This is a genomic window from Pseudotenacibaculum haliotis (assembly GCF_042684245.1).
GTDB lineage: Bacteria > Bacteroidota > Bacteroidia > Flavobacteriales > Flavobacteriaceae > Polaribacter > Polaribacter haliotis_A.
In genome coordinates this window covers 267,388-293,977 of sequence record NZ_JBHULH010000004.1, presented here as the reverse complement: position 1 = coordinate 293,977, position 26,590 = coordinate 267,388, and the positions used below count along the sequence as shown (strand labels likewise).

At 35.0% G+C, this 26,590-nt stretch carries 24 protein-coding genes; 8 read left to right on the top strand and 16 right to left on the bottom strand.

The features are described 5' to 3' along the window. The first annotated feature begins 59 nt into the window (after positions 1 to 59). The 3 genes from ACFSRZ_RS09340 to ACFSRZ_RS09330 all read left to right on the top strand — a co-directional run bounded on the left by ACFSRZ_RS09340 (position 60) and on the right by ACFSRZ_RS09330 (position 2,754). Positions 60 to 869, top strand: coding sequence for a DUF1853 family protein (locus ACFSRZ_RS09340; protein WP_379666285.1), 810 nt, complete (start codon positions 60 to 62; stop codon positions 867 to 869). Between the two features lie 21 nt (positions 870 to 890). Further along, positions 891 to 1,700 carry a LytTR family DNA-binding domain-containing protein gene (locus tag ACFSRZ_RS09335; protein WP_379666284.1) on the top strand — a complete coding sequence of 270 codons (810 nt, stop codon included), beginning with the start codon at positions 891 to 893 and terminating at the stop codon, positions 1,698 to 1,700. A gap of 88 nt (positions 1,701 to 1,788) precedes the next feature. Further along, positions 1,789 to 2,754: a DUF5694 domain-containing protein gene (locus ACFSRZ_RS09330; RefSeq protein ID WP_379666283.1), complete on the top strand. Its 966-nt coding sequence runs from the start codon at positions 1,789 to 1,791 to the stop codon at positions 2,752 to 2,754. 31 nt (positions 2,755 to 2,785) lie between these two features. On the opposite strand, the gene hisIE is transcribed toward ACFSRZ_RS09330, so the two are convergent. The 8 genes from hisIE to hisG all read right to left on the bottom strand — a co-directional run bounded on the left by hisIE (position 2,786) and on the right by hisG (position 10,106). Continuing rightward, positions 2,786 to 3,385: a bifunctional phosphoribosyl-AMP cyclohydrolase/phosphoribosyl-ATP diphosphatase HisIE gene (gene hisIE / locus ACFSRZ_RS09325; RefSeq protein ID WP_379666282.1), complete on the bottom strand. Its 600-nt coding sequence runs from the start codon at positions 3,383 to 3,385 to the stop codon at positions 2,786 to 2,788. Between the two features lie 83 nt (positions 3,386 to 3,468). Further along, positions 3,469 to 4,224 (bottom strand): imidazole glycerol phosphate synthase subunit HisF, encoded by a 756-nt coding sequence (hisF, locus tag ACFSRZ_RS09320; RefSeq protein WP_379666281.1) that lies wholly within the window; start codon positions 4,222 to 4,224, stop codon positions 3,469 to 3,471. After that, positions 4,214 to 5,008, bottom strand: coding sequence for a 1-(5-phosphoribosyl)-5-[(5-phosphoribosylamino)methylideneamino]imidazole-4-carboxamide isomerase (locus ACFSRZ_RS09315; protein ID WP_379666280.1), 795 nt, complete (start codon positions 5,006 to 5,008; stop codon positions 4,214 to 4,216). Before ACFSRZ_RS09315 ends, hisF begins: the two co-directional genes overlap by 11 nt. A gap of 2 nt (positions 5,009 to 5,010) precedes the next feature. Further along, positions 5,011 to 5,592 (bottom strand): imidazole glycerol phosphate synthase subunit HisH, encoded by a 582-nt coding sequence (gene hisH, locus ACFSRZ_RS09310; protein WP_379666279.1) that lies wholly within the window; start codon positions 5,590 to 5,592, stop codon positions 5,011 to 5,013. A 104-nt stretch (positions 5,593 to 5,696) separates the two neighbouring features. Beyond that, the gene (hisB, locus tag ACFSRZ_RS09305) at positions 5,697 to 6,833 is read right to left on the bottom strand and encodes a bifunctional histidinol-phosphatase/imidazoleglycerol-phosphate dehydratase HisB (protein ID WP_379666278.1); all 1,137 of its coding nucleotides are present in this window, start codon (positions 6,831 to 6,833) and stop codon (positions 5,697 to 5,699) included. After that, a complete protein-coding gene (gene hisC, locus ACFSRZ_RS09300) occupies positions 6,830 to 7,885 on the bottom strand; it encodes a histidinol-phosphate transaminase (protein ID WP_379666277.1) in 1,056 nt (351 codons plus the stop codon). The genes hisB and hisC overlap by 4 nt, the downstream gene beginning before the upstream one ends. 75 nt (positions 7,886 to 7,960) lie before the next feature. Next, a complete protein-coding gene (gene hisD / locus ACFSRZ_RS09295) occupies positions 7,961 to 9,247 on the bottom strand; it encodes a histidinol dehydrogenase (RefSeq protein WP_379666276.1) in 1,287 nt (428 codons plus the stop codon). A 1-nt stretch (position 9,248) separates the two neighbouring features. Further along, positions 9,249 to 10,106, bottom strand: a complete 858-nt coding sequence (gene hisG / locus ACFSRZ_RS09290) for an ATP phosphoribosyltransferase (protein ID WP_379666275.1) — start codon at positions 10,104 to 10,106, stop codon at positions 9,249 to 9,251. A gap of 380 nt (positions 10,107 to 10,486) precedes the next feature. On the opposite strand from hisG, the gene ACFSRZ_RS09285 reads away from it, so the two are divergent. Next, the gene (locus tag ACFSRZ_RS09285; RefSeq protein ID WP_379666274.1) at positions 10,487 to 12,352 is read left to right on the top strand and encodes an SUMF1/EgtB/PvdO family nonheme iron enzyme; all 1,866 of its coding nucleotides are present in this window, start codon (positions 10,487 to 10,489) and stop codon (positions 12,350 to 12,352) included. Positions 12,353 to 12,411: 59 nt separating this feature from the next. Further along, positions 12,412 to 12,936, top strand: a complete 525-nt coding sequence (locus tag ACFSRZ_RS09280) for a thioredoxin family protein (protein ID WP_379666273.1) — start codon at positions 12,412 to 12,414, stop codon at positions 12,934 to 12,936. A gap of 52 nt (positions 12,937 to 12,988) precedes the next feature. On the opposite strand, the gene typA is transcribed toward ACFSRZ_RS09280, so the two are convergent. The 3 genes from typA to ACFSRZ_RS09265 form a co-directional block, all read right to left on the bottom strand. Continuing rightward, entirely contained in the window at positions 12,989 to 14,758 is a 1,770-nt protein-coding gene (gene typA / locus ACFSRZ_RS09275) for a translational GTPase TypA (RefSeq protein ID WP_379666272.1), read from the bottom strand. A gap of 178 nt (positions 14,759 to 14,936) precedes the next feature. Further along, positions 14,937 to 15,230 carry an LETM1 domain-containing protein gene (locus tag ACFSRZ_RS09270; RefSeq protein WP_379666271.1) on the bottom strand — a complete coding sequence of 98 codons (294 nt, stop codon included), beginning with the start codon at positions 15,228 to 15,230 and terminating at the stop codon, positions 14,937 to 14,939. After that, on the bottom strand, positions 15,227 to 16,390 hold the full coding sequence (locus ACFSRZ_RS09265; protein ID WP_379666270.1) for a proline dehydrogenase family protein: 1,164 nt from the start codon (positions 16,388 to 16,390) through the stop codon (positions 15,227 to 15,229). Before ACFSRZ_RS09265 ends, ACFSRZ_RS09270 begins: the two co-directional genes overlap by 4 nt. An 87-nt stretch (positions 16,391 to 16,477) precedes the next feature. On the opposite strand from ACFSRZ_RS09265, the gene aroB reads away from it, so the two are divergent. Then, the gene (gene aroB / locus ACFSRZ_RS09260; RefSeq protein ID WP_379666269.1) at positions 16,478 to 17,536 is read left to right on the top strand and encodes a 3-dehydroquinate synthase; all 1,059 of its coding nucleotides are present in this window, start codon (positions 16,478 to 16,480) and stop codon (positions 17,534 to 17,536) included. Here aroB and bshA read toward each other — a convergent pair. From bshA to ACFSRZ_RS09245, 3 genes are all read right to left on the bottom strand, one after another. Beyond that, on the bottom strand, positions 17,533 to 18,666 hold the full coding sequence (gene bshA, locus ACFSRZ_RS09255; protein WP_379666268.1) for an N-acetyl-alpha-D-glucosaminyl L-malate synthase BshA: 1,134 nt from the start codon (positions 18,664 to 18,666) through the stop codon (positions 17,533 to 17,535). The two genes, aroB and bshA, sit on opposite strands and share 4 nt — an antisense overlap. Positions 18,667 to 18,830: 164 nt before the next feature. Next, a complete protein-coding gene (locus ACFSRZ_RS09250; protein ID WP_379666267.1) occupies positions 18,831 to 19,139 on the bottom strand; it encodes a GIY-YIG nuclease family protein in 309 nt (102 codons plus the stop codon). A gap of 108 nt (positions 19,140 to 19,247) precedes the next feature. Further along, positions 19,248 to 20,093 (bottom strand): transketolase, encoded by an 846-nt coding sequence (locus ACFSRZ_RS09245; RefSeq protein ID WP_379666266.1) that lies wholly within the window; start codon positions 20,091 to 20,093, stop codon positions 19,248 to 19,250. A gap of 414 nt (positions 20,094 to 20,507) precedes the next feature. On the opposite strand from ACFSRZ_RS09245, the gene ACFSRZ_RS09240 reads away from it, so the two are divergent. Beyond that, on the top strand, positions 20,508 to 22,184 hold the full coding sequence (locus ACFSRZ_RS09240; protein ID WP_379666265.1) for a helix-turn-helix domain-containing protein: 1,677 nt from the start codon (positions 20,508 to 20,510) through the stop codon (positions 22,182 to 22,184). Between the two features lie 152 nt (positions 22,185 to 22,336). Here the strand turns inward: ACFSRZ_RS09240 and ACFSRZ_RS09235 are convergent, their stop codons facing one another. Continuing rightward, positions 22,337 to 23,596 carry an asparagine synthetase B gene (locus ACFSRZ_RS09235; RefSeq protein WP_379666264.1) on the bottom strand — a complete coding sequence of 420 codons (1,260 nt, stop codon included), beginning with the start codon at positions 23,594 to 23,596 and terminating at the stop codon, positions 22,337 to 22,339. A 170-nt stretch (positions 23,597 to 23,766) separates the two neighbouring features. Continuing rightward, positions 23,767 to 25,290, bottom strand: coding sequence for a replicative DNA helicase (dnaB, locus tag ACFSRZ_RS09230; protein WP_379666263.1), 1,524 nt, complete (start codon positions 25,288 to 25,290; stop codon positions 23,767 to 23,769). Between the two features lie 140 nt (positions 25,291 to 25,430). On the opposite strand from dnaB, the gene ACFSRZ_RS09225 reads away from it, so the two are divergent. Continuing rightward, a complete protein-coding gene (locus ACFSRZ_RS09225) occupies positions 25,431 to 26,522 on the top strand; it encodes a DUF3810 domain-containing protein (RefSeq protein WP_379666262.1) in 1,092 nt (363 codons plus the stop codon). The last annotated feature ends 68 nt before the right edge of the window (positions 26,523 to 26,590 follow it).

Here is a 26,590-nt window from a genome sequence, read left to right as displayed (position 1 = left end):
TCTATAACTGATTATGTAAAAACAATAGTGACTTCGAGAGCCTCAGTCACCGCTACCATATGAACTTAACTCAACAACGATTTTTTGGATTTCAAAACACTCCATTCTTATGGGAGAAATCTCTATTAGAATTAGAGCAGTTTTTGTGGACCCCATCAAAATTGAGTATTGGAGAGAAAATTTCGGATACGATACGTTTGGGTAACTACGTAGAACGTTTGGTCTCGTACGAGCTGCATCAACATTCATCAATTCAAGTTCTAAAAGAAAATGTTCAAATTATTTCCGATAAAGTAACTTTAGGTGAAATCGATTGTCTATTAATGGATCATAAGGAAGCCGTTCATTTAGAGATCGCTTATAAGTTCTACTTGTATGATGCTACTGTAGGTTCCGATTTTTTAGATCATTGGATTGGCCCAAATCGTAGAGATAGTTTGGTTTTAAAGCTCAATAAGATCAAAAACAAGCAGTTTCCTCTACTCTACTCTAAGGAGTGTGCTTCTTTCCTTTCTGAGCTTAAACTGAAAGCTAACAACATTCAACAAAGAACATATTTCAAAGCCCAATTGTATATTCCTTTCGGAACGAAAATTGATTTTAAACAACTAAATCCTGAATGTGTTTGTGGCTTTTATATGGATATAGAGCAGCTACAAAAATTCTCTGATTGTAAGTTTTATATTCCTAAAAAATTAGATTGGTTGATCGAACCTCATAAGGATGTTGATTGGCTAAACTTTGAACAGGCTCAAAAACGAATTAATGAATTTCACCAAAAACAATCTGCTCCTTTATGTTGGTTAAAACAAACGAATGGAGAGATTTTGAAAATCTTTGTGACTTGGTGGACTGTTCATACTTCATAAGTATTTGTATTTTTACCGCGAATGAAGCTTCTCAAAAACTCATATCCATTCGATCCGTCCTTTAAGCATCATGCACTGATTGCCTTAGGTCTTGCTATATGGATATTTGGTTTTTTGCACCTCACAGAGCCACTGGATGTGAATGAGTTTGGCGATAAAGAAAAGTTGATTTACTTACCTGGATATGGTCTTATTGGAGGTATTATGTATTTAGTTTTTTTACCTTTTCAGTATTTTCTATACAGTCGGAGTCAACAGCAATGGACTTTGCTTCAAGAGCTCTTATTTATTCTCTTTCTTGTTATCATCACCATTTTTATCGTAAGAGCTTTTTATTTGTATGTGGTTATGGTTGGTGAACAGAATCTTTATAGTTTTTCATACCAACTAACATCTATTACACTTCCGGCTATTGCAACTATATTACCTATTGTACTCATTGGCCGTTTTGGTTTAGGGAAGTATAAAGAGAAAAGATTAGCACAGTCTAAAATAGAGATCAAAGGTGAAGGTACTTATGATGGATTACGTTTGTTATTAAATGATCTTGTTTGTGTTCAATCTTCAGACAATTATATTGAAGTTCTGTATTATTCTGGAGGCGAACTAAAGAAATCGTTGATCAGAAACAAACTATCTGTAGTTGCCGAAGAGTTTCCAGATTTGCTTCGTATTCATCGTTCCTACATTATCAACCCTTATCATTTTCAGCAGTGGAAAACCGAAAAAGGAAAGCTGTTTGTTGAATTATCTTCTTCTATTTTTGCCCCTGTATCCAATACTTATAAAAACGATGCAAAATCGGTTTTAAATTCTACCACAAATAACTAGTATTTCGCCACGAAGTATTAAGAATACTGGACTTATGACTTTTCTGATTTTAGTTTTGAACTCGAAAGTTTAACCTAAAATCGCAATCATGAAATCAAAAATTTTACTTCTAATCACGCTATTCTGTTTTGTCAATTGCAGTCGATCTCAAAACACAACAATTCTTAAAGAGGGAGAAAAAGAAGTTATTCTTGTAGGAACCATGCATACTGTTCCTAAAATTGTTAAGCATAGTTATAAGCCCATGCTTAAAAAAGCTTTGAAATACAAACCGCAGGCTATTTATGTAGAAAGCCCTATGGCTAGAGATTCTATTAGTTGGAACTATTTAAAGAACGGGTGGTCTAAAGGATACCAACGATTCTACAAACTATCGGATTCCTTACAAAAGTCATTTGATTTCAATCCTGTAAAGTTCGATCAAACCCTAAAGAAAGAACACAAAGACATGACTTCGGTAGATCTAGATTACCTGATCAATAGTTTTGGATACTTAAGAGATAACGGAAATCACGAATACTACACCTATATTAAAAAGTATGGTATCAAAGGAGCAAAAAAGCCTACACGACATGAAGATGGTGATCTTACCTACAAGTTAGCTCTCAAATTAGGTATCAAAAGGGTGTTAAATATGGATGATCAACAAACGAATAAAGAATATCATCAAGCCTGGAGAAAATGTGTACGAGAAGGCGTTAGCAATGGGAATAATGAAATCTCAAGAAAATTAAACAAGAAAGATTACAACAGTGCAGTTGTACCTGCTATTTTTAGAGGCTTAGGAAAACATACGAATAAAAGAAAAAGTTTAGAACGTTTGCATAAGATGTCGTCTTTTACCTATGCCAAAGTTACAACGCCCGGTTGTACCGAAGGCGAACGCTACTGGAACGAGCGAAATATGCGTATGGCTCGAAACATTGCTGCGCAGGTGTTAGCACTAGAGCATCAAAGAAATATTGTAATTGTAGGAGCTTCTCATATCATTGGTTTGGAAAAAGAACTCAAAGGAAAGTATCCAAGCCTCAAGGTTAAACTCGCATATGAGTAAGTGATCAAGTGACCTCTAAATGAGGTCACTTCTACTTTTCTCTTGATCGTAAAACATTTACTACATCATTCAAACGATAACCTTTTGCTTGTAGTAGCATCAAATAGTGAAACAAAAGATCGGCACTTTCATTTAAGAACAATTCATCGTTATTGTCTTTGGCTTCAATTACTACTTCTACTGCCTCCTCACCTACTTTTTGAGCTAATTTGTTAATTCCTTTTTGAAACAATCTAGCCACATAAGAATCAGCTACATCTGCATTCTCAACACGATTTGTAATTACATTTTCTAGTTTAGATAGAAAACCATAAGATACTGTATTCTCTTCAGCCCAGCAGGTATCTGTACCTGTGTGACATGTAGGGCCTAAAGGTTCGGCCTGAATTAATAGTGTGTCATTGTCACAGTCTAACTTCATCTCAACCAGGTTCAGGAAATTTCCGCTTTCTTCTCCTTTGGTCCACAATCGTTTTTTACTTCTACTAAAGAAAGTAACCTTTCCTGTTTGTTGTGTTTTTTTAAATGCTTCTTGGTTCATATACCCTAACATCAAGACATTTTTTGTTGATACGTCTTGAATAACAGCAGGTACCAATCCATCTGTATTTTTAGTGAAATCTATATTCATAATATTAATCATTGCAAAGCAAATTTATTTGCTGTGGCAATCTTTAAAAGATTACTTCGTCATTACATTCTTCGTAAAGACAGCTAAATTCTTACTTCTATATTGTTGTTTCTTAATTCTTGTTTTAGTTCCGGTATCGGTATTTCTCCAAAGTGAAATACACTAGCAGCCAAGGCTGCATCTGATTTCCCTTTTACAAACGTCTCTACAAAGTGATCAACAGTTCCCGCACCTCCTGAAGCAATAATAGGTATGTTTACAAGCTCCGATAGTTTGGCCAAAGCTTCATTAGCAAAGCCAGCCTTGGTTCCATCATTATCCATGGAAGTAAACAAGATCTCGCCGGCTCCTCGCTTTTCCAATTCTTTAGCCCATTCAAATAGATCTAACTCAGTAGGAATAGTACCTCCGGCTAAATGAACTTTCCATGTTCCGTTAATCTGTTTTGCATCTATTGCCACAACTACACATTGACTTCCAAACTTCTGTGACAATTCACTGATCAATTCCGGTCTTTTCACTGCTGATGAGTTGATAGAAATCTTATCAGCTCCACTTTTCAAAAGAATATCTACATCTTCTATTGATGAGATTCCGCCTCCTACTGTAAAAGGGATATTTACTTGTTCTGCGACACGTAATACCATTTCTCGCATTGTTTTTCTTCCTTCTAAAGTTGCTGAGATATCTAGAAAAACCAATTCATCTGCTCCAACTTCTGCGTAGGTTCTTGCTAATTCTACAGGATCTCCTGCGTCAATTAGGTTCACAAAGTTGATTCCCTTGACTGTTCTTCCGTTTTTAATATCCAAACAAGGAATTATTCTTTTAGTTAGCATCTATTATAAATTTTTCTAGTTCTTGTAAGCTGATTCTGTTCTCATAAATAGCTTTTCCAATAATTACGCCTTCACATCCGAGTTCTTGTAATTTTGGTAGCTCATCAAATGTTGAAATTCCTCCGGATGCAATAAGTTTAATGTTATTTGTCTCATTGAGTACTGTTGAAAGGTCTTTCCCTAATTGAGATTCCTCCACTTTGGTTGGAATGACAGTTTGCTCTATGATACGTTGATAGAGATCAAACGAAGGTCCTTTTAGCATTCCGTCTTTTGAAATATCTGTACAGATCACATAAGACACTCCTTTCTGCTGATAGTTTTGTATAAAAGGAATGACTTTTAAATCACTTTCTTCTTGCCATCCGCTAACGGCTATTTTTTCTTCTTTACAATCGGCGCCAAGAATAATTTGGTCACTTCCGTACTTTCTGATCCAGCTTTCAAACAATTCAGGTTTCTTAACGGCAATACTTCCTCCGGTGATCTGATTTGCACCGGATTCAAAAGCAATTCGTAAATCTTCATCCGATTTTAGACCTCCTCCAAAATCAATCTTCAAGTTTGTCTTACCGGCAATCTTCTCTAAAGTCTTATAATTGATGATGTGGCTGGCTTTTGCACCGTCTAAATCCACTACGTGCAAATACTCTATTCCGTGATCTTGAAATTCTTTAGCTACTTCTACAGGATTTTCGTTGTATATTTTCTTTGTGCTGTAATCGCCTTTTGTAAGGCGTACACACTTACCGTCTATTATATCTATTGCAGGTATAATTCTCATTTCTATAGGTTTAAAAAGTTTTGCAGAATTTGCTCTCCGGATATTCCACTCTTTTCCGGGTGAAACTGTACTCCGTAAAAGTTATCTTTTTGTAGTGCCGATGCATATTCCAACTCATAGGTTGTATTTGCAATCGTCAATTCTGAATTTTCGGCATAAAAACTATGTACCAGATACATAAAATCATTTTCTTTTACTCCTTTAAATAAGGAGGAGTTCAAATTTTTGATCGTATTCCATCCCATTTGCGGAACTTTTACTTTGTTTGAAAATTGCTTGACGTTTACATCAAAGATTCCCAAGCCTTTTGTGTTTCCTTCTTCCGTTTTATTACACATTAATTGCATACCTAAACAGATTCCTAAAACAGGTTGTTTTAAACTAGGAATCAATGCTTCCAACCCGGATTCTTTCAGTTTTTCCATGGCTGAACTGGCTTCTCCCACACCAGGAAAGATCACCTTATCTGTGGTTCTGATCTCATCCCAATCACCGGAAAGCACAGCTTCTACACCCAAACGTTTAAAAGCAAACTGGATGCTTTTAATATTACCTGCTCCGTAATCTATAATTACTAATTTCATCTTTAATTTTTATGTCATTTCGAGCTTGTCTTCTCGAGCGGAGTCGAGAGGCGAGAAATCTTCATTGTTAAGATTCCACCACGTTGGCCGGAATGACAGTTTTATTACAATACTCCTTTTGTTGAAGGTAAGATCATCTTCTCAACATCTCTTTTTACAGCCATCTTAATTGCTTTTGCAAAGGCTTTAAAAATTGCTTCGATCTTGTGATGTTCATTTGTTCCTTCTGCTTTGATGTTTAAATTACATTTGGCTCCATCTGTAAAAGATTTAAAAAAGTGCATGAACATTTCTGTAGGCATCTTCCCTATCATTTCTCGTTTAAAATCTGCTTCCCAAACCAACCAATTACGTCCTCCAAAGTCAATGGCTACCTGAGCTAAACAATCATCCATAGGCAAACAGAAACCATAACGTTCTATTCCTAATTTGTTTCCTAAAGTTTGTGCAAATAGATCTCCTAAGGCAATGGCTGTGTCTTCTATTGTGTGGTGTTCATCAACCTCCAAATCTCCTTTTACCTTAATGTTTAAGTCTAATTGTCCGTGACGAGCAATTTGATCTAACATGTGATCAAAAAAAGCGATTCCGGTATCAATCTGGCTCTTTCCTGTTCCGTCTAAATTCAAATCGATCTGAATTTGCGTTTCGTTGGTATTTCTTTCTATGCTTCCTGTTCTGTCTTGTACTTTTAAAAACTGATAGATCTCAGACCAGGCATTGGTTTCTAAGGCAATAAAATCATTCAGTTCTTCTCTTTTTACACTGATCTCATCAGCTCCAACTTCAGGGTGGTCGCTAATAAAGATTCCTTTAGCTCCTAAGTTCTTTGCCAATTCAATGTCTGTCAAACGATCACCGATCACAAAAGAATTTTCCAGATCATATTCTTCAGAAAAATACTGAGTTAACAAACCTGTATTAGGTTTTCTGGTAGGCGCATTCTCTTTTGCAAAAGTTCTATCTATGAATTGTTCTTGGAAAGTGATTCCTTCCAACTCAAAGGATTTCATCACAAAATTGTGTACCGGCCAGAAAGTGTTTTCCGGGAAACTGTTGGTTCCCAAACCATCTTGATTGGTTACCATTACCAATTCATAATCCAATTCCTTAGCTATTTTGCTTAAGTATTGAAATACATTGGGGTAAAACTCCAGTTTTTCAAAACTATCTAACTGATAGTCTACCGGCGGTTCTATTACTAATGTTCCGTCTCTATCTATGAATAATACCTTTTTCATCTGTTTGATTGTAATTTTAGTAAAGTCAATATTAATTCTTCGCTTTCTAAGTAATCTCCTACTGTTATGCGTAAACAATTCTCGCACAAAAACTGTTTGCTCCTGTTTCTTACAACAATTCCTTCTTCTATCAATTGCTGGTACCTTTTATCTGCATCATCTACTTTTATCAATAAGAAATTTGCATCTGAAGGGTATACTTTCTCTACAAAAGAAATATCTCTTAATTCTGATGCCAATTGCTCTCTGTCTCCAATAATAGTCATCACCTCTTTTTTAAGTCTCTCTTGGTCTTTCAGTGCTTTTAATGCAGCTTCTTGTGTTAATTGATTTACGTTATAAGGAGGTTTGATCTTGTTCAATACAGCAATGATCTCTTGAGATGCATAGCAGATTCCTAAGCGTATTCCTGCCAATCCATAGGCTTTGGATAAGGTTTGGGTAACAATTAGATTGGGAAATTCGTTCAACCTACTCAACCAACTCTCTTCTTTAGAAAAATCAATATAGGCTTCATCAATTACCACAATTCCTTCAAAGCCTTTGATCAATTGTTCTACCTTTTTACTATTGAAACTATTGGCAGTAGGGTTGTTTGGCGAGCATAAGAACAAGAGTTTTGTTTTTTTGTTCTGATACTCTAATATCTCTTCTACATTAGGCTGAAAGTCTTCTTGCAAAGGAATATTGATCAACTCTACATCATTAGTGCTTGCCAAAACCTTGTACATCCCATAAGTAGGTGGCAAAGCAATCACTGCATCTTTTTTAGGTTCACAGAACACACGAAAGATCAAATCCAATACTTCATCACTTCCATTACCTAATAACATCTGATCGGGTTTCACTCCTTTGATCTCAGATAGTGTTTGTTTTACCTTATTTTGCTGAGGATCTGGGTAACGATTCAATCCGTTATCAAAAGGGTTTTCATTGGCATCAATAAAGATCATATCTAGAGAAGCTTCTTTAAATTCATCTCTTGCTGATGAATAGGGCATCATCTTTTTGATGTTTTCTCTTACCAAATAATTTATACTAAAGTCTGTCATTATTCTTGTTTGTTTGTCATTTCCATCGGAGAAACCATCATTGTTAAGATTCCTCCACGTTGGTTGGAATGACAGTTAGTTGTTTATATCTTTCAATCGAAGTGATACTGCATTTTTGTGCGCTTGCAAGCCTTCTGCTTCAGCCATCAACTCAATTGATCTTCCTATATTTTTGATCCCTTGTTTTGAAATTTTCTGAAACGTAATACTCTTGGTATAGCTATCTAAGTTTACTCCTGAGTAGGCTTTAGAAAATCCATTGGTCGGCAAAGTATGGTTGGTTCCTGATGCATAATCTCCTGCGCTTTCTGGAGTATAGTTTCCAATGAAGACTGAACCTGCGTTGACAATGTTCTCTACAAAGAATTCATCACTTTTTGTACAAATAATAAAGTGCTCAGGGCCATATTCATTGATCAACTCCAATGCTTCTTCATTGTCTTTTACCAAGATCGATCTGGAATTTTCAATTGCTTTGGAAGCAATCTCTACTCTGGGCAGTTCTTTTAACTGATTGTTGATCTCTTCTGAAACGGCTTCTACCAATTTAGTAGAGGTAGACACCAAAATAACTTGACTGTCTGTTCCGTGTTCTGCCTGACTTAACAAGTCTGAAGCAACATAAGATGGAACTGCCGAATCATCTGCTACAACCAACAGTTCACTTGGACCAGCGGGCATATCAATAGCTACTCCGTATTTGGTAGCTAATTGTTTTGCTACAGTTACAAATTGATTTCCTGGACCAAATATCTTATAGACAGATGGAATAGAATCTGTTCCAAAAGTCAATCCGGCAATAGCTTGAATTCCTCCTACTTTACAAATCTTGGTTACTCCGCATAACTTTGCAGTGTATAAGATCTCATTGGCTACTTTTCCTTCTGAATTAGGAGGTGTACACAAAACGATCTCTTTACATCCTACAATTTGAGCAGGAACAGTTAGCATCAAAACTGTTGAGAACAATGGGGCTGTTCCTCCGGGAATATACAGACCAATCTTTTCAATAGCTCTTTTCTCTTGCCAGCACTCAACACCCGGCATGGTCTCCTGGTAAACAGTTGCTGTTTTTTGAGCTGAGTGAAATCGCTCTATATTTGATTTTGCTAATTGAATTGCCTCTTTTAAATCTTCTGAGATTACTGTTGAAGCAAGTTCGATCTCTTCTTCACTTACTTCGATCTCAGTTAAATTAACACCGTCAAAAAGTGAAGTGTATTTAAGAACTGCTGTGTCTCCGTTTCTTTGTATATCATCAAAGATCTGGTTTACGGTAGTTTCAATGTCGTTAACAGTTTGTGTAGGTCTTTTTAAAATAGTAGACCATTCTTCTTTACTTGGATACTTTACAACTTTCATGTTACACAACCATTTTTTCAATTGGACATACAAGAATCCCTTCGGCTCCTTTTTCTTTTAATTCATCGATGATTTCCCAGAATTCATTCTTACTGATCACAGAGTGTACTGAACTCCACCCTTTTTCTGCCAATGGCAATACTGTTGGGCTTCTCATTCCCGGTAATACGCTTATAATTTCATCTAGTTTTTCATCAGGAGCATTTAACAAGACATACTTTGAGTTTCTACCTTTTAAAACTGATTTGATACGGAATTGTAATTTGTTCAGGATTGCTTGTGCTTCATCAGAAATCCTTGAAGAAACAGCCAGTACAGCTTCAGAGGTTAAGAGTACTTCAACTTCTTTTAAATTGTTTTTAAACAGTGTGCTTCCGGAAGAAACAATATCGCAAATTCCATCTGCTAAGCCTATGTTTGGTGCTATTTCTACAGAACCATTGATCAAGTGAATGTCTGTATTCACGCCTCTCTTTGTCAAGTACTTTTTAACTGTGTTTGGATAGGATGTCGCAATTTTCTTTCCGTCAAAAAACTCCATTCCTTTATACTCTTGTCCTTTTGGAACTGCTAGAGAGACTTTACATTTAGAAAATCCAAGACGCTCAACAAAACTTATGTCTTCGCCTTTCTCTACTAATACGTTCTCTCCAATAATGGCTACATCTACCACTCCATCTCTTAAATACTGAGGAATGTCGCCGTTACGTAAATAGAATACTTCTAAAGGGAAGTTTCTGGCAGCCGCTTTTAACTGATCTTTTCCATTATCGATTGAGATACCACAATCTTTAATGATTCTTAGGGAGTCTTCATTTAATCTCCCTGATTTTTGAATCGCTATTTTTAATTTACTCATTGTTAGTGTCCGTCTTACCGGGTTCATTTTTGTTTGAGCAAATCACCTTGGGAAATTTCTGTTTGGCCAGAAAAGAAAAAACCCGCTTGATCTACTCAAACGGGTTCTTAAATATCTTGATTTTATTCAATACATTTTCAGCTCGCTTGAGTGCAAGTATGAAAATGATGATGATGGTTTTGAATAAAAGTCATTTCGTTTTTTTCTCTGGACAAATTTTGCGAATAAAATTTTAATTATGCAAGACTTCCATGTAAAAAATACTTTAAATATTAATTTTTATCATTTTTCTAAAATTTGTTTGAAATTTTCAACTGCTTATTCCCACTGTAACAGTCAAAAAAGTTGTTTGTCTTTAAATACAAGAAAACTAACTACTTATGAAAAACTATTTACTCACCTCTCTCCTGCTTTATATAACACTTTTCACTCCTTATAATGAGAAATCTAACCTTCCTGAAATGGTTTTTGTAAAAGGAGGTAATTTTAAAATGGGGGGAACAAAAGAGCAGGTCGTATTCAGTTTTAGTGATGAACTTCCTGTAGTAAATGTTGAATTAAATGATTTTTGGATCGGAAAGTATGAAATAACAAATGCTGAGTACGCTGAGTTTTTATCTGAAAAAGGAAATCAAATTGAAGGAGGTTCTCATTGGTATGCTTTGAACAAATATGCTTTGATTCAAAAGGCAAGTGATCAATCTTTCGTGTCTAAGCCGGGTTATGAAAGCTACCCTGTTGCTAATGTATCGTGGTATGGAGCAAATGCTTATTGCAAATGGTTATCTAAGAAAACAGGCAAAAGTTATCGATTGCCTACAGAGTCTGAATGGGAATATGCAGCTCGTGGTGGGCAATTTAGCAAAGGCTATGTATATAGTGGAAGTAACAATGCTGAAGAGGTAGCTTGGTCAAATGAGTATGCGGCAAACTCAAAAACCGGATGGAACTTTAAAAAAGACAAAGGAATACATCCTGTTGGTTTGAAACAAGCTAATGAATTGGGAATACATGATATGAGTGGTAACTTGAGTGAGTGGTGTTTTGATCTCTACCAAAACAAACTTATAAAAGGAAGAAATCCAAAGGGGGCTAAATATGGTTCTAAAAAGGTTTTGCGCGGCGGGAGTTGGGATAACGGTATGGAGAGCGCCAGAGTGTCTGCTAGAAATTTCAGTAGTTTGGTTAGTCGATTTTCTGTCAACAAAGGATTTCGAATTGTTCGAGAAAAGGAGTACTTGAAATTAAAGGAGCAACTAAATCAACTTAGTGCTAAGAACGGTTTTAGTGGAACAGTCTTAGTACAGAAAGAAGGTCAGATCATCTTTCATAAGAGTTTTGGTTATGCTAACAGAAATTCACTTCAAGCAAATACGAATAACACAAAATACGCTATTGCTTCTATCACAAAGCTTTTCACTTCTACCCTTATCTTACAATTGGTTGCTGAAAACAAACTGGATCTGAATAAAAGTATTTCTTATTACTTGAAAGATTACGATGAAGAGATTGGTCAGAAAGTAACCATTCATCATTTGCTAACTCATACCAGTGGGATTCAAAATTGTGAAGAGAAAAGAAATGACAAGAGTAATCTTCCTGATGTTTACTCAGTTCATGATAACGTTGAGGCCATCATTCAAAAATACTGTAGTGGTCCATTTGTCAACGAAGTAGGTACAGCTTTTAATTATAACAATGGAGAATACATACTTCTTGGAAAGATCATTGAGACTATTACGAAGAAGCCTTTTTCAAAAGTTTTAGAAGAAAGGATATTAATTCCTTTTGAGATGAAGAATACCGGAGTGATTGCTAAAAAAGAAGATCTCAAAAATTTATCTAAGCCTTACAAATGGCTAAGAGAGAAGAAAACTTATGTTAAAAACCCTGATATACTCTATCAGAACTACCATGCCTCTGGAGCCATGTATTCCAATTCTGAAGATTTATTAAAGTTTAACAATGCGCTATACCAAGGGAAATTGATAGATAGTCAAAAACTGGAGTTATTGCTTCGCAGCTATCTTGAGTCTAGAGATTACGGTTACGGATTGTGGGTTCGTTACCAAACATATAACAAGACTGTTTCTAAAGTTGCTCAAAGGTTTGGTCGTATTCATGGAATCAACACATTACTAAGTCATTTTATTGATGAAGATATTACAATTATTGTTTTAGCAAATACAAACAAAGTGGATGTTTCTAGCTTTCAAAATGTGGTTGCCGAGTATTTCTTTGAGTAATTTTAACAGTTCTTCTGTTTGATTATGTTTACATTTGAAGGAATTCAAAAACTCTTACTATGAAAATAAAGGTATTAGCTCTTTTCGTTGTTGCATTGTTTGCTGCAAATACTCAGATCGAGGCACAAGAAAGCACCACTGCTTTATTAGAGAAAGCTCAAGCAAAAGCGAAAAAGGAAAACAAAGCAATTTTTGTAAAATTTGAAGCTTCTTGGTGTGGATGGTGTCATCGTATGACCAAGAATATGAAAGCTGAGAGTACTAAAAAGTTCTTTCAAGACAATTTTGTGTCAGTTCCTGTTGTAGTCTTCGAGTCACAAAAAAATAAAAACTTAGAAAACCCGGGGTCTGAAGATTTGGTTAAAAAATACAAAGGAGAAAAAGCGGGATTGCCTTTTTGGGTGATTTTAGACAGCGATCTAAATTTGATCACTGATTCTTTTGATCCTAGTGGGCAAAATTTAGGATGCCCTGCCAGCAAGCAAGAAGTAAAAGAGTTTGTAAAGAAACTCAAGAAAACTGTAGCTAGCTTCAGTAAAAAAGATGAAAAAATGATCTTGAAGCAATTTACTATCAAGGATTAGTAAATTGATCTCTTTAAAATAAAAAAAGCTCCTTTTCAGGAGCTTTTTTTTATTATCTAAAATTGATCTTACGCATTCGTAAGCTCTCTGGTGTTACTTCTAAGTATTCATCATCTTTGATGTACTCCATACATTCTTCTAGAGAAAAATCGATCTTTGGTGCAATCTTTACACCATCATCAGATCCGGATGCACGTACATTGGTCAGTTTCTTTCCTTTGATCAAGTTTACAGCTAGATCATCTTGCTTTGCGTTCTCTCCTACTACTTGCCCTTTGTAGATCTCTTGGTTTGGATCAATAAAGAACTTTCCTCTGTCTTGTAAACGATCAATAGCATAAGCAGTTGCTTTTCCTGATTCAGACGATACAATAGCTCCGTTTACCACATCACTAAACTCTCCTTTAAATACATCGTACCCACGTAGTCTGTGGTTGATGATTGCTTCTCCTTGAGTAGCTGTCAATAATTTATTACGTAAACCGATCAATCCTCTGGAAGGAATATCAAATTCTAAGTGTTGTAAATCACCTTTTGGCTCCATTACCAACAAGTCTCCTTTACGCATAGTTACCAAGTTAATGGCTTTACTTGCTAATTCTTCCGGTACGTCGATCACTAAAGTTTCATACGGCTCACATTTCTTTCCGTCAATTTCTTTTAAGATCACCTTAGGTCTTCCTACTTGTAGCTCATACCCTTCTCTACGCATGGTTTCGATCAAAACAGATAAGTGAAGAATTCCACGTCCAAATACATTGAACTTATCTTCTGTGTCTGTCTCATCTACACGTAAAGCTAAGTTCTTTTCCATTTCTTTGAACAAGCGATCTCTTAAGTGACGAGAGGTAACAAACTTTCCTTCTTTTCCGAAGAATGGTGAGTTATTAATGGTAAACAACATACTCATGGTAGGTTTGTCTACTTCAATTCTTGGCAATGCTTCAGGGTTCTCTAGATCTGCAATTGTATCACCAATTTCAAATCCTTCTATTCCGGTAATCGCACAAATATCTCCACTTCTTACTTTAGAAACTTTTGCTTTTCCCATTCCTTCAAAAACATGCAATTCTTTGATACGAACTTTCTTTGTAGTTCCGTCTGCCTTACACAACATGTAATCTTTGTTCTCTTCTAGATCTCCTCTAAACACACGTCCAATTGCAATTCTTCCTGTAAAAGAAGAGAAATCTAATGAAGTAATTTGCATTTGAGGTGTTCCTTCTCTATAAGGAGCTTCAGGAATGGTTTCAATTACTGCATCCAATAAAGGAATAATATCTTGTGTAGGCTCTTGCCAATCTGTACTCATCCACCCATTCTTTGCAGAACCATAAATGGTAGTAAAGTCTAGCTGATCTTCAGTTGCATCTAAAGCAAACATCAAATCAAATACTTTTTCATGTACCAAATCAGGTGTACAGTTTTCTTTATCTACCTTGTTTACTACTACGATTGGTGTTAATCCTAATTCTAAAGCTTTTCCTAACACAAAACGAGTTTGTGGCATTGGCCCTTCAAAAGCATCAACTAACAATAATACACCATCTGCCATTTTTAACACACGCTCTACTTCTCCTCCAAAATCGGCGTGACCAGGAGTGTCAATTACATTGATCTTAACGTCTTTATAGTTTACAGATACGTTCTTAGAAAGAATGGTAATTCCTCTTTCTCTTTCTAAATCATTGTTATCCAGCAATAAATCTGTACGTTCTTTACGATCGTCTAAGATCTTTGCTTGATCGATGATCTTATCTACCAAGGTTGTTTTTCCGTGGTCTACGTGAGCAATAATGGCAATATTTCTAATAGATTGCATACTTCTGAATTTTGAAGTTGCAAAAGTAGTCTTTTCTAAGTGATTAATTACGAATTATAAATGATGAATTTGTAAAAAAAGAAGATATATTGAGTTTTGAATGTTGAATTTTATGTTTTGATTCCACATACGAACCATTATCATTAAAAATTCAACACTAAGAACTAAACACTAAAACCTAAGAACTCGCTTCTTCATCTTCTCTAAAAGCGCTGGGTAATATATCCGGAATCAGTTTGATCAATAGTGGTAGTAACAAAGCTCCGCCGGGAAGCATAAATACTGCAAAAGCCGGAATTGCCTTACAAATATCCAATAATTGAACTTTTACTTTTTCCTTTTCTTCGTCTGTAAGTGTTGTATAGGTAGATTTTTTGATCAAAGCCATCGCTTCTTTACTCTGCTCTAGCTCTTTGTTCAATCGTTGTTTGTTCTTTTGAAGTAATTCTTTTATTTCTTCAACAGTGCTCATTCTAGCTTTCTTCTTTTACGCTCTTCTTTGATCAGGTTTAGTTCTCTACTCGTTTGTCCGGCAACAGAGGTGTTTTCTTCTGCTCTTCTAATCAAGTAAGGCATTACATCTCTAACGGGTCCAAAAGGAACATATTTTGCTGTATTGTAACCTTCTTTAGCTAAGTTAAAGCTGATATGATCACTCATTCCATATAACTGCCCAAACCACATACGCTTGTCTCCCGGTTCAACCTTATGTTCTTTCGCTAGTTCCATTAACTTATAAGAGCTTTCTTCATTGTGTGTTCCGGCAAACAAAGCCATTTTCTTGTGTTCCATCATATAAATAATGGCTTCATTATAATTATCGTCTGTAGCTTGCTTGTCTACACATATAGGTGAAGGATATCCTTTTTCTTTAGCTCTTTCTCTCTCCTTCTCCATATAAGCTCCACGTACAACCTTCAATCCAATATGGAAATCTTTTTGATGCGCTCTTTGATGCAGTTCTTTCAGGTACTCCATACGATCATGGCGGTACATCTGTAGCGTATTGAACACAATGGCTTTTTCTTTGTTGAATTTTTCCATCAACTCTTCTACCAAATTATCTGCGGCATCTTGCATCCAGCTTTCTTCAGCATCAATCAAGATAGGCACATCATATTTCTTTGCTTTTTCACAGATAGTATAAAAGCGATTGACAACACGAATCCACTCGCTCTTCTCTTCATCTGTTAACGGTTCTTTTTCTGTAAGCTTTTGATACAAAGCAAAACGCCCTACTCCTGTGGGTTTGAATACAACAAAAGGAATTGATTGTTTTTCTTTTGCAAAATCAAGACTCTTTAAAGTCTTTTCCATAGCAAAGTCAAACTGCTCTTCGGTTTCTTTTCCTTCTACAGAATAATCCAATACAGAATACACACCAAACTCGTGCATTCTTTCTATGTTAGGCATACAGTCTTCTTCTGTAACTCCTCCACAGAAATGATCAAACACCGTCGATCTAATTAATCCTTCTACTGGTAAATGTGCTTTTAAGGCAAAATTGGTAACTGCTGTTCCAATTCGTACCATTGGTTGACTTTGGATCAACTTAAATAAAAAGTAAGCACGTTCTAATTGTGAATCTGATTTTAAAGAGAAGGCAATCTCAGTATTGTCGAAGATTTTCATGTGTATTTCGTTTGGTCAGACAAAGATAATCAGCAAGGTGAAATTATTCAATATTTTGTTCTTAATTTGCACCTTTATTTTAGAAGCATGGAGTCTATAAAAGCTAGCACCTATTTTGTACACTTTAAAGAGAAGGGATACAGCGAGTTAAATAAATTGATCGCTGAAAAAAATTACTCTAGTATTTTTATTTTGGTTGATGAAAACTCGATGGATTTCTGTTATCCAAGGTTTATTACAGGTTTAGAAGCCTCTTCTCCTATCGAAGTTATCGAAATAGAATCCGGTGAAATTCACAAAAATCTGGAGACTTGTACAGGTGTATGGCAAGCCATGACTGAATTAGGTGCCGATAGAAAAAGCTTGATGATTACTTTAGGTGGTGGTGTGATTACAGATTTAGGTGGATTTGTAGCTTCTGCCTATAAAAGAGGAATTGATTTTGTTAATATTCCTACTACCTTATTAAGTATGGTTGATGCTTCTGTGGGAGGAAAAACCGGTGTTGATCTAGGTGTTTTAAAGAACCAAATCGGACTGTTTGTAAATCCACAAATGGTCATCGTAGATGCCGATTATTTAGATACTTTAAACGATCGTGAATTGCGTTCCGGAATGGCTGAAGTAATTAAATACGCATTAACAAAAGATATTAAACTTTTAGATCAAATAAAATACTTTAATCACTTAAAAAACAATGAATTAATCCATAAATCAATAGAGATTAAAAATAATGTTGTTTTAGAGGATCCTAGAGAAAATGGGGTTCGTAAAGTATTGAATTTTGGACATACTTTAGGTCATGCTGTTGAGTCTTATTTTTTAGAATCTGAGCACAAAGAATCATTAAAACACGGTGAGGCTATTGCTATAGGAATGGTTTGTGAAGCTTACATCTCTTCAAAATTACTTTCGTTATCTTCTGATAAAGCAGATGAAGTAAAAGAGCTCATTCATTCTTTCTATGATAAAGTAATAATTGAAAAAGAAGACATTCAACCAATTCTTTCTTTATTAATACACGATAAAAAGAATGTTAACGGACAGGTTAACTTTGTGTTGTTGAATGATTTTGAAGATTTCAAGCTAGATTGTATCGTTCCTGAAGAATTGATGATAGAAAGTATCGATTATTACAATTCTTAGATTGCTTTTTCCAGTACTGAATTATAAATCTCCTCGTAGATTGGTAAAATATTAGATAAAGAGAACTTTTGAGTATGCTCTTTTGCATTTCTCTTGAATTGCGCTAAGTTCTCTTCACTCTCCAAGATGTTTAGTGCGTTGTTGGCCATGTCTTTTACATCTCCTACATCACTTAAAAACCCTGTTTTACCGTGAATATTTACTTCTGGCAATCCTCCTGTGTTGGTAGAGATTACTGGTGTATCTGCGGCCATTGCTTCTAAAGCAGCCAATCCAAAGCTCTCACTTACGGAAGGCAATACAAAAACATCTGAATAGCACAAGATCTTAGCTACTTCATTACTATTTCCTAAGAAGATCACTTTGTCTTTAATTCCTAAGTCTTTTACCAATTTTTCAGCATTGGCTTTATCCGGTCCATCTCCTACCATTAGTAGCTTGGCAGGAATTTCTTTTTGCACAATATCAAAGACTTTTACTACATCTTCTGTTCTCTTTACAGGACGGAAATTAGAAACATGTGTCAGAATTCTTTCTGTAGGTTCTGCTAGAGCTATACGCTTGCATTCTTTTTGATGCTCTTTATCGTATTTATTTGTGTCTATAAAATTGTGAACTACTTTGATCTCTTTTTCAATATTGAAAAGTCGTAAAGTATCTTGCTTTAAGCTATGAGATACGGCAGTTACCACATCTGAATTATTGATACTAAACTCTACTGCTGTTTTATAGGTTGGGTGACTTCCCACTAAGGTAATATCTGTACCATGTAATGTTGTTACTACTTTGATATCGATTCCTTTTTCTTTCAGCATCATCTTAGCCATATATGCAGCATACGCATGAGGTATCGCGTAGTGTACATGAAGAATATCTAGATTGTATTTTTTTACTACTTCTACAAGCTTACTAGACAAAGCTAATTCATAAGGTTGGTATTGAAATAAAGGATATTCTTCCATCAAAACTTCATGAAAATGGAGTTTGTGCGAGATAAAGTCTAAACGTACCGGTTGATTGTAGGTAATAAAATGGATTTCATGTCCTTGGTCTGCCAAAGCCATTCCTAGCTCTGTTGCCAGCACTCCACTTCCTCCAAACGTTGGATAACAAACGATACCTATTCTCATATAAAAGTTTTGAATTTATTGACGTAAAGATACTTCTTTACTTACAGGGTAATGTGAAGAAAAGCATAAAAATGTCATTTCGAGCGTAATGAAATGAAGTCGAGAAATCTAATAAACTGAACCTTAAAAGATTCCTCCACTTTGGTCGGAATGACAGGAGAAAACTAAATAGTATCATTTAAGAAGTTCCAGTTTGGATTTGACTGATTAATCAATTCTTCTTTCTTTTCACGCCTCCATTTTTTTAACTGCTTTTCTCTTTGAGTTGCTATTTCTATGACATAGAAGTGTTCGTAATACAACAAATATCCACATTTATATTTATGGGTGAAATGTTTTGAATTAGCTTCTGGATTATTGTGATAATATAATCTTGCTTTCAGATCATTAGTAACTCCTATGTATAAAACAGTTTTATTCTTATTAGTCAATATATACACATAGTAATTATGTGTCCCTAACGTCTTTTTCATAGCTTAAATCTTTAAAGATTCCTCCACTTCGGTCGGAATGACATGAGTAAGTATAAACAAAAAATCCTGCAAAATTGCAGGATTTATATTCCGTCTATCTAATTTCGATTAATAATCGCCTAAAGTTTCTGGGTTTTGCTCTAATGCTGATGCAAGTTGCTCATCGTTAGGAGCTTTACCGTGCCAAGCATGTGTATACATCATAAAATCTACTCCGTTCCCCATTTCTGTATGTAATAAAATACAAACTGGTTTTCCTTTTCCTGTTCTAGATTTTGCTTCTGCAATTCCAGCTTGGATTGCTTCTACATCATTTCCTTCTTTTACTTCTAATACATCCCAACCGAATGCTTCAAATTTCCCTTTGATGCTTCCCATTGGCAATACATCATCTGTAGATCCATCAATTTGCTTTCCGTTCAAATCTACTGTTGCAATCAAGTTATCTACCTTTTTTGCAGATGCAAACATAGCTGCTTCCCAAATCTGACCTTCTTGTAATTCTCCATCACCGTGTAATGAGTAAACAAGTTTATCTTCTCCGTTTAGCTTTTTGGTTAAAGCTGTTCCAATAGCTACACTCATTCCTTGTCCTAAAGATCCGGATGCAATTCGTATTCCCGGTAATTTTTCGTGAGTTGTTGGGTGTCCTTGTAAGCGAGTGTCTAACTTTCTAAATGAAGCCAATTCTTCTACAGGAAAGAAACCACTTCTTGCTAACACACTATAGTATACCGGAGAAATATGACCGTTTGATAAAAAGAACACATCCTCATCTTTACCATCCATGGTAAAGTCTGTAGAATAATCCATTACCTCCTGATATAATACTGTAAAGAACTCTGCACACCCTAATGAACCTCCTGGATGACCAGAGTTTACTGCGTGTACCATTCTTAAAATATCTCTGCGTACTTGTTGCGTGAAATCTTGTAGTTGTTGTGTTGTTGCCATGAGCTTTTATTTGTTGAGCAAATGTACTTTATTCGTATGCAATCAACAACAAATTTTTGCATGTAAAATCAACAGGTTATTAACGGAGTGAAAATGACGAATTATGAATTAAGAATGTTGAATGAAGATTGGTGATTGCTGTTCGTAAATATATTTACACCCCTATTGTCCCCTCAAGGGGACAAGTTATTAATCCCCTCCTTGAGGAGGGATTAAGGGAGGTGTATTAAGAGTATGCATTTGTTTCTTTTTCATAGATATTTCCCAATTAGCTTCTCTGGATAATTGTTAAGCATTACTCTTTCATGGTCGAAAGTAGTATCAAAGCCAGTAGCACACAAGAAAAGGAAGTCGGTTTTCATGAATTTCGAGTCATTTTTGGGTATTTTTGAAACTCAAATAAATTTGCTTTTAATGAAGTTTTTTAAATTCATTTTACTCATAGTATTATTTTCCAACTATTTATCACACGCTCAAAATCAAAAGAGTTTATTAGACTCTTCATATAATTATATATTTAAAAAATACTATCACTTAAAGCCTTTAGACACTTTACAATCGCTTTTTTTTGCAGAAAAATATTTTGAAAAAGCTAAGAAAGAAGAAAATATTAAGGAACTAATTCTTGGAAAAGATTACGTTACAGATTTTATTGGAGTAAAAGCCGACTATATAAGCTTTATTGATAGCATTATCTATGTAAGCAAACAAAACCCTAACAAAATTTTCCCTGCATTTGCCTACGCTAAGAAAGCAGGTTTCTACCTATTAAAAGAAGAAATAGATAAATCTTTGGAAAATTATCTTTTAATGCTAAAGTATGGTAAGCTTTACAACAATATCGATTATATATACGAAGCAAAGCTAAGAATTGGTATGATTAGGAATAGATTAGGTAATAATAAAGAAGCAATAAAGTATTATCTAGATGTATATAATTACTACAATAATAATGAGGATATAGCAAATGAAAGATTATTTTTTTCAGTTCTATTAAACTTGTCAATTAACTATCTAAAAAGAGAAATCATTGATTCAGCAAGTTTTTACAATAAAAAAGCTCTTTTGTTAGCTAAAAAAGTTAAAAATCATAGAATGATTTATTATTCTCTTTACAGACAAGGGCAGATTGAATATAAAAAGAACAATTTTTCACTTGCCATAGACTATTTAGAATCATCTACTGATTCACTTATAAAAGACACAAGTTATCAATCAGCTTCAGTTGCTATGTCATATACTGCAAATAGTTATAAAAGGTTAGGTAATAAAAATAAAGCTGTTAAAATGTTTTTAAAGCTAGATTCATTAGTCTCAAAACATAGTATAGTTCATGAATCGCAAAAAGCTACTTACCAATATTTAATTGAATATTACAAGAGCAAAAAGAACTTAAAAAAACAACTTTTCTATCTGGAAAAGCTGATAAATATTGACAGTATTTTAAACAACAGAACTAATAAGGTGAAAATCAATTTATATGAAAAATATGACAAGCCTAAACTCATTGCAGAAAGAGATCGTATAGTAAAAGAATTAGAAGAGGAACTATCTAATTCTAATATTATAAAGTATAGTGCCTTAAGTAGCTCTGGAATTATACTATTACTATTCTTATATCAATACAGAAGAAGGAAAGAATTACGCAAACGATTTGAAGAAATTTCAAAAGAAAGAGAAGTAAGTCTAAAAAGCAACACAAAAAAAAGTAACGAAAGACCTGACATTCCCGAAGAGGTTTTTGAAAGAATCATAAATGGGTTACAAGATTTTGAGAACAAGGAACATTTTATAGATTCTGAAATGAAACTTTCAGTTTTAGCAGATAAAATTGGAACCAATTCTAACTATTTATCCAAAGTAATCAATTATGAAAAAGGATTAAACTTTTCTCAATACTTAAACGAATTAAGAATAAATCATACGCTAGAATTATTAAATACTGATGTAAAGATTAGAAAATATTCAATTAAGGGAATTGCTGAAGAGGTTGGTTACAAAAATGCTGAGTCCTTTTCGAATGCTTTTCATAGAAAAACAGGATTGAAACCTTCTTACTATATAAAACAATTAGAAAAGTCAAGCTCGTAAATATATTTACACTCCTATTGTCCCCTCAAGGGGGCATGTTTTTTATTCCTTCCTTAGTAAAGAGTAGTTAAAAGTCAATTAAGTAACAGCAATAGAACTAATGCACTTATCAACTCCTAAACAATTAAGAATCTAATACTAAGCACTAATAATCACGTCTTCTGTTTCTTCTTCTTGGCTGAAGGGAATAATACGTTGTTCAAGATCAATCTGTATCCCGGAGATGTTGGGTGTAAATCTAATTCGGTTTTTGGGTCGCCTACTCTATGTGTATAATCTTCCGGATCGTGCCCTCCGTAGAATGTAAAGAAGCCTTTTCCTTTGGTACCATGAATATAACGAGCTTCTCTATTGGTTTTGTTTTCTCCCATCACCAATACATTGGGTTTTATATTTCTTCTGTCAAAAGAAGTTGTTTGTCCCATAAACCCTTTTACTAATTGTGTATGATTCTGTGTTAACATGGTAGGAACCGGATCCCATTTAGCCGAGAATTCAATTAGTGAGAAATAATCAGATGTCTTTGGGATTCTACGCTTACGAGTCATATCAATTGACGAAAATTCATATACGACCGGATTACGAATCAGGTCGAAATTTCTAAAAGCAAAGGTTTTGGAAAAGTCTATTTTTGATTGATAATTCGATTCAGCAGGATCTCCATCAAACATAGATTCTGCAATATCTACACCTTCTGCTGCCAAGGCAATATCAAAACTATCCGTAGCAGAACACATGGCAAACATAAAACCGCCTCCAATTACATAATCACGAATCTTTTTAGAAACATCTAATTTTAATTGCGATACTTTACTATAACCTAGTTCTTTGGCTTGTTTTTCTGCTAATTTCTTTCCTTCTATATACCAAGGAGCTGTTCTAAAAGCACCATAGAAACGTCCGTATTGCCCGGTAAAATCTTCGTGATGCAAATGCAACCATTCGTATAATAACAATTTGTCATTTAACACTTCATCATCATAAATTACATCAAAAGGAATCTCGGCATACGTCAACACCATCGTTACTGCATCATCCCAAGGCATTTTGTCTTTAGGTGAATAAACTGCAATTTTAGGAGCTTTCTCCAGAGTAACTGCTTCTTGATTCTTAGAAGGTGATGAAATTTCTTGTAAGATCAATTGTGATTTGGCATCTGAAATGATCTGATAGGAAACACCACGGATCTTGGATTCATTTTCAATGATAGGATTGTTCTCTATCAAAAAAGCTCCACCATCATAATTTAGTAGCCATTTTGCTTTCAAACCATTTTGCAAAGCAAAGTAAACAATACCATAAGCTTTTAAATGATTCTTTTGATTGTCATGACTCATAGGAATGTAAATAAACGAAGCCCAAATGGAGTTTGACATCAACAGGAAAGCGAGTATGAATAAGAGTTTCTTCATCTTGGAAACTAAAATACACAATTACTCGAAAGCAATTGTGTATTTCAAATATTTTAGGAATTGTTTAACCTATCTCTATAATCAGATTGCTCTGTATTAATGTGTAGGATACTTCAATTTCGTTTACGTCAATAGTTTCTTGGTTGTTGTTCTTGGTCATTTTTTAGTTTTTAAAACGGTACATCGTCATCTTCAGAACCAAAAGCATCTTTCGGTTCAATACGTGTATCTGGGAATACATCATCTGCAAAACCTGAATTCATACTAGATTGGAACTCGCTACTGAATCCTTCTTCTAAATCCGAGAATTTTGCCAGGTGTCCTGTAAACTTCAAACGAATATTATCCAATCCACCATTCCTGTGCTTCGCTACAATAAATTCTCCTTGTCCTTCACATGGCGAATGATCATCGTCATCCCATTCTGTCATCCCATAATATTCAGGACGGTAGATAAAGGATACAATATCGGCATCCTGCTCAATCGCTCCAGATTCACGTAAGTCAGATAGTAACGGACGTTTGCTTCCTCCACGAGTTTCCACAGCACGTGATAACTGAGATAGGGCAATTACCGGTACATCTAATTCCTTTGCCAATGCTTTTAAGTTCCTCGAAATGGTAGAGATCTCTTGTTCACGGTTTCCTCCTCCTTTGGCTGTAGATCCTGCTGTCATTAACTGTAAATAGTCAATAATCAGGATTCGTACATTGTGTTGCGATACCAAACGTCTTGCTTTTGCACGAAGGTCGAAAATAGATAGAGATGGTGTATCATCAATAAAAATAGGAGCGTCAGACAAACGTTTTACTTTTACGTTTAATTGCTCCCATTCATGCGGTTCTAAGTTTCCTTTACGCAGCTTTTCTGAGGTTAATCCCGTTTCAGAAGAGATCATACGGGTAATCAACTGTACGGATGACATCTCCAGTGAGAAAACAGCTACAGCATTATTAAAATCAATAGCCATGTTTTTTGCCATGGAGATTACAAATGCCGTTTTTCCCATACCCGGACGTGCTGCAATAATAATCAAATCCGAAGGTTGCCATCCAGATGTCAATGCATCCAGTTTTGTAAATCCGGTTGCCAGCCCACTCATTCCTTCTTTGTTGGAAATATCTTGGATCTTCTTTAAGGCTTGTTTTACAAGATCGCTAGCTCCTTCAGAACTCTTTTTTAAGTTCCCTTGGGTTACTTCAAACAACTTCCCTTCTGCTTCATCTAGCAAATCAAATACATCTGCTGTTTCATCATAAGCACTTTCAATAATATCACTTGAAATAGAGATCAAACGACGTTGAATGTATTTTTGAAGAATGATTCTCGCGTGAAATTCAATATGGGCAGAAGAAGCTACTTTTTGCGTCAAACGAATCAAATGGAAATCACCTCCAACCAAATCTAATTTTCCTGTCTTTTTCAGAGCATTAGACACCGTTAAGAGGTCTATTGGTTGTGATTCTTGGAACAATGCATAGATGACACGGTAGATTTCTTGGTGCTTCATTTCATAAAAAGCATCGGGGTGTAATATGTCAATTACATCGTCAATTCCTTTTTTATCGATCATCATAGCACCCAACACAGCTTCCTCTAAATCAACGGCTTGAGGAGGTATTTTTCCTTTCTCTAAACTTATGAGTCGTGATTTATCTACTTTCTGACCGGGAAGAGGTTGCATTTTTTCCATGAGGACAAATGTAATTTTTTACTCCTTATATCTAAGAAGAAATCTGAAATTTATTTGTGCACAACTTTTGTTGACCAAATTGTTATTATCATGTTAACAACAAGCAAAGTTGTCAAAAACTTGCTTATTTTTAAGCCCTAATGAAGATACAAAAAAGAAACCTATATCTCACTATTTTTCTAGGAATTCAGATCTTATTGATGCGCTGGGTTGTTCATTATCCGGCAGCTGTTGAAAGTTATTATTCCAACGGCATCTACCCCTACATCAGCTCTTTATTTAGAATTCTATTAGGATGGATTCCTTTTTCTGTAGGCGATTTGTTGATCTTTTATTTTATCTTCTATGCATTGCGATTTATCTATCGCTTATTCAAAACTAGATTTAAAAATTTCGTCAATAAAGTATTAGGTGTTGTCGCCTTTTGTTCGGTGATCTATTTCTGTTTCTACCTCTTTTGGGGTTTAAACTATTATAGAGAGCCCCTATCTAAAAATTTAGGTTACGAACAAACAAAATACAGTACAGAAGAGCTAATTCGTTTGTCTGAATATCTAATCGATCAGTTAAATACAACTCAAGTAGAAATTACCGGATCAGACACATTGAAGGTTGAGAATCCTTATTCGCAACGTAAGATGTACAAGTTGGCAAGAAAAGGATATGATAGCTTAGCTACGAAGCTTCCTCAGTTCGAATACAAATTCGGAACGGCAAAGAGTTCTTTGATGAGTTTGGTACAGAGTTATAATGGTACTTCCGGATATTTGAATCCATTAACCGGAGAAGCTCAGGTAAACAGTCGGATTCCTAAAACCAGTTTCCCAACAACTACCTGTCATGAAATGGCTCACCAAATAGGATTTGCTGCAGAAAATGAGGCTAATTTTGTTGGTTTTTTAGCAGCCTTACACAACAAAGACATTTACTTTAAATATGCTGCCTATCGCATGGCCACTCGTTATGCTATTTTTGAACTGTACAAGCGAGATCCTGAGCAATATAAGGCTATCTACGAACGCATGAACAAAGGAATCATCAAAGATTTTAGAGTTTCTGCTGAGTTTTGGAGATCATTTGAGAACCCTTTTGAACCTTTACTCAAGAAAGGGTACAATGCCTATTTAAAATCTAACAATCAAGCTAAAGGTGTAGACTCTTATAATTATGTGGTAGACTTGTTTATCAACTACTATTCAAAAGAGATTTCTGCTGAGGCAAGTGATCGTTAAAATTCTTAAAATTTTGTTAAAACGCTAACGTTTGTAAGCCAAGCCACTCCTTCTCAATAAATTTATAG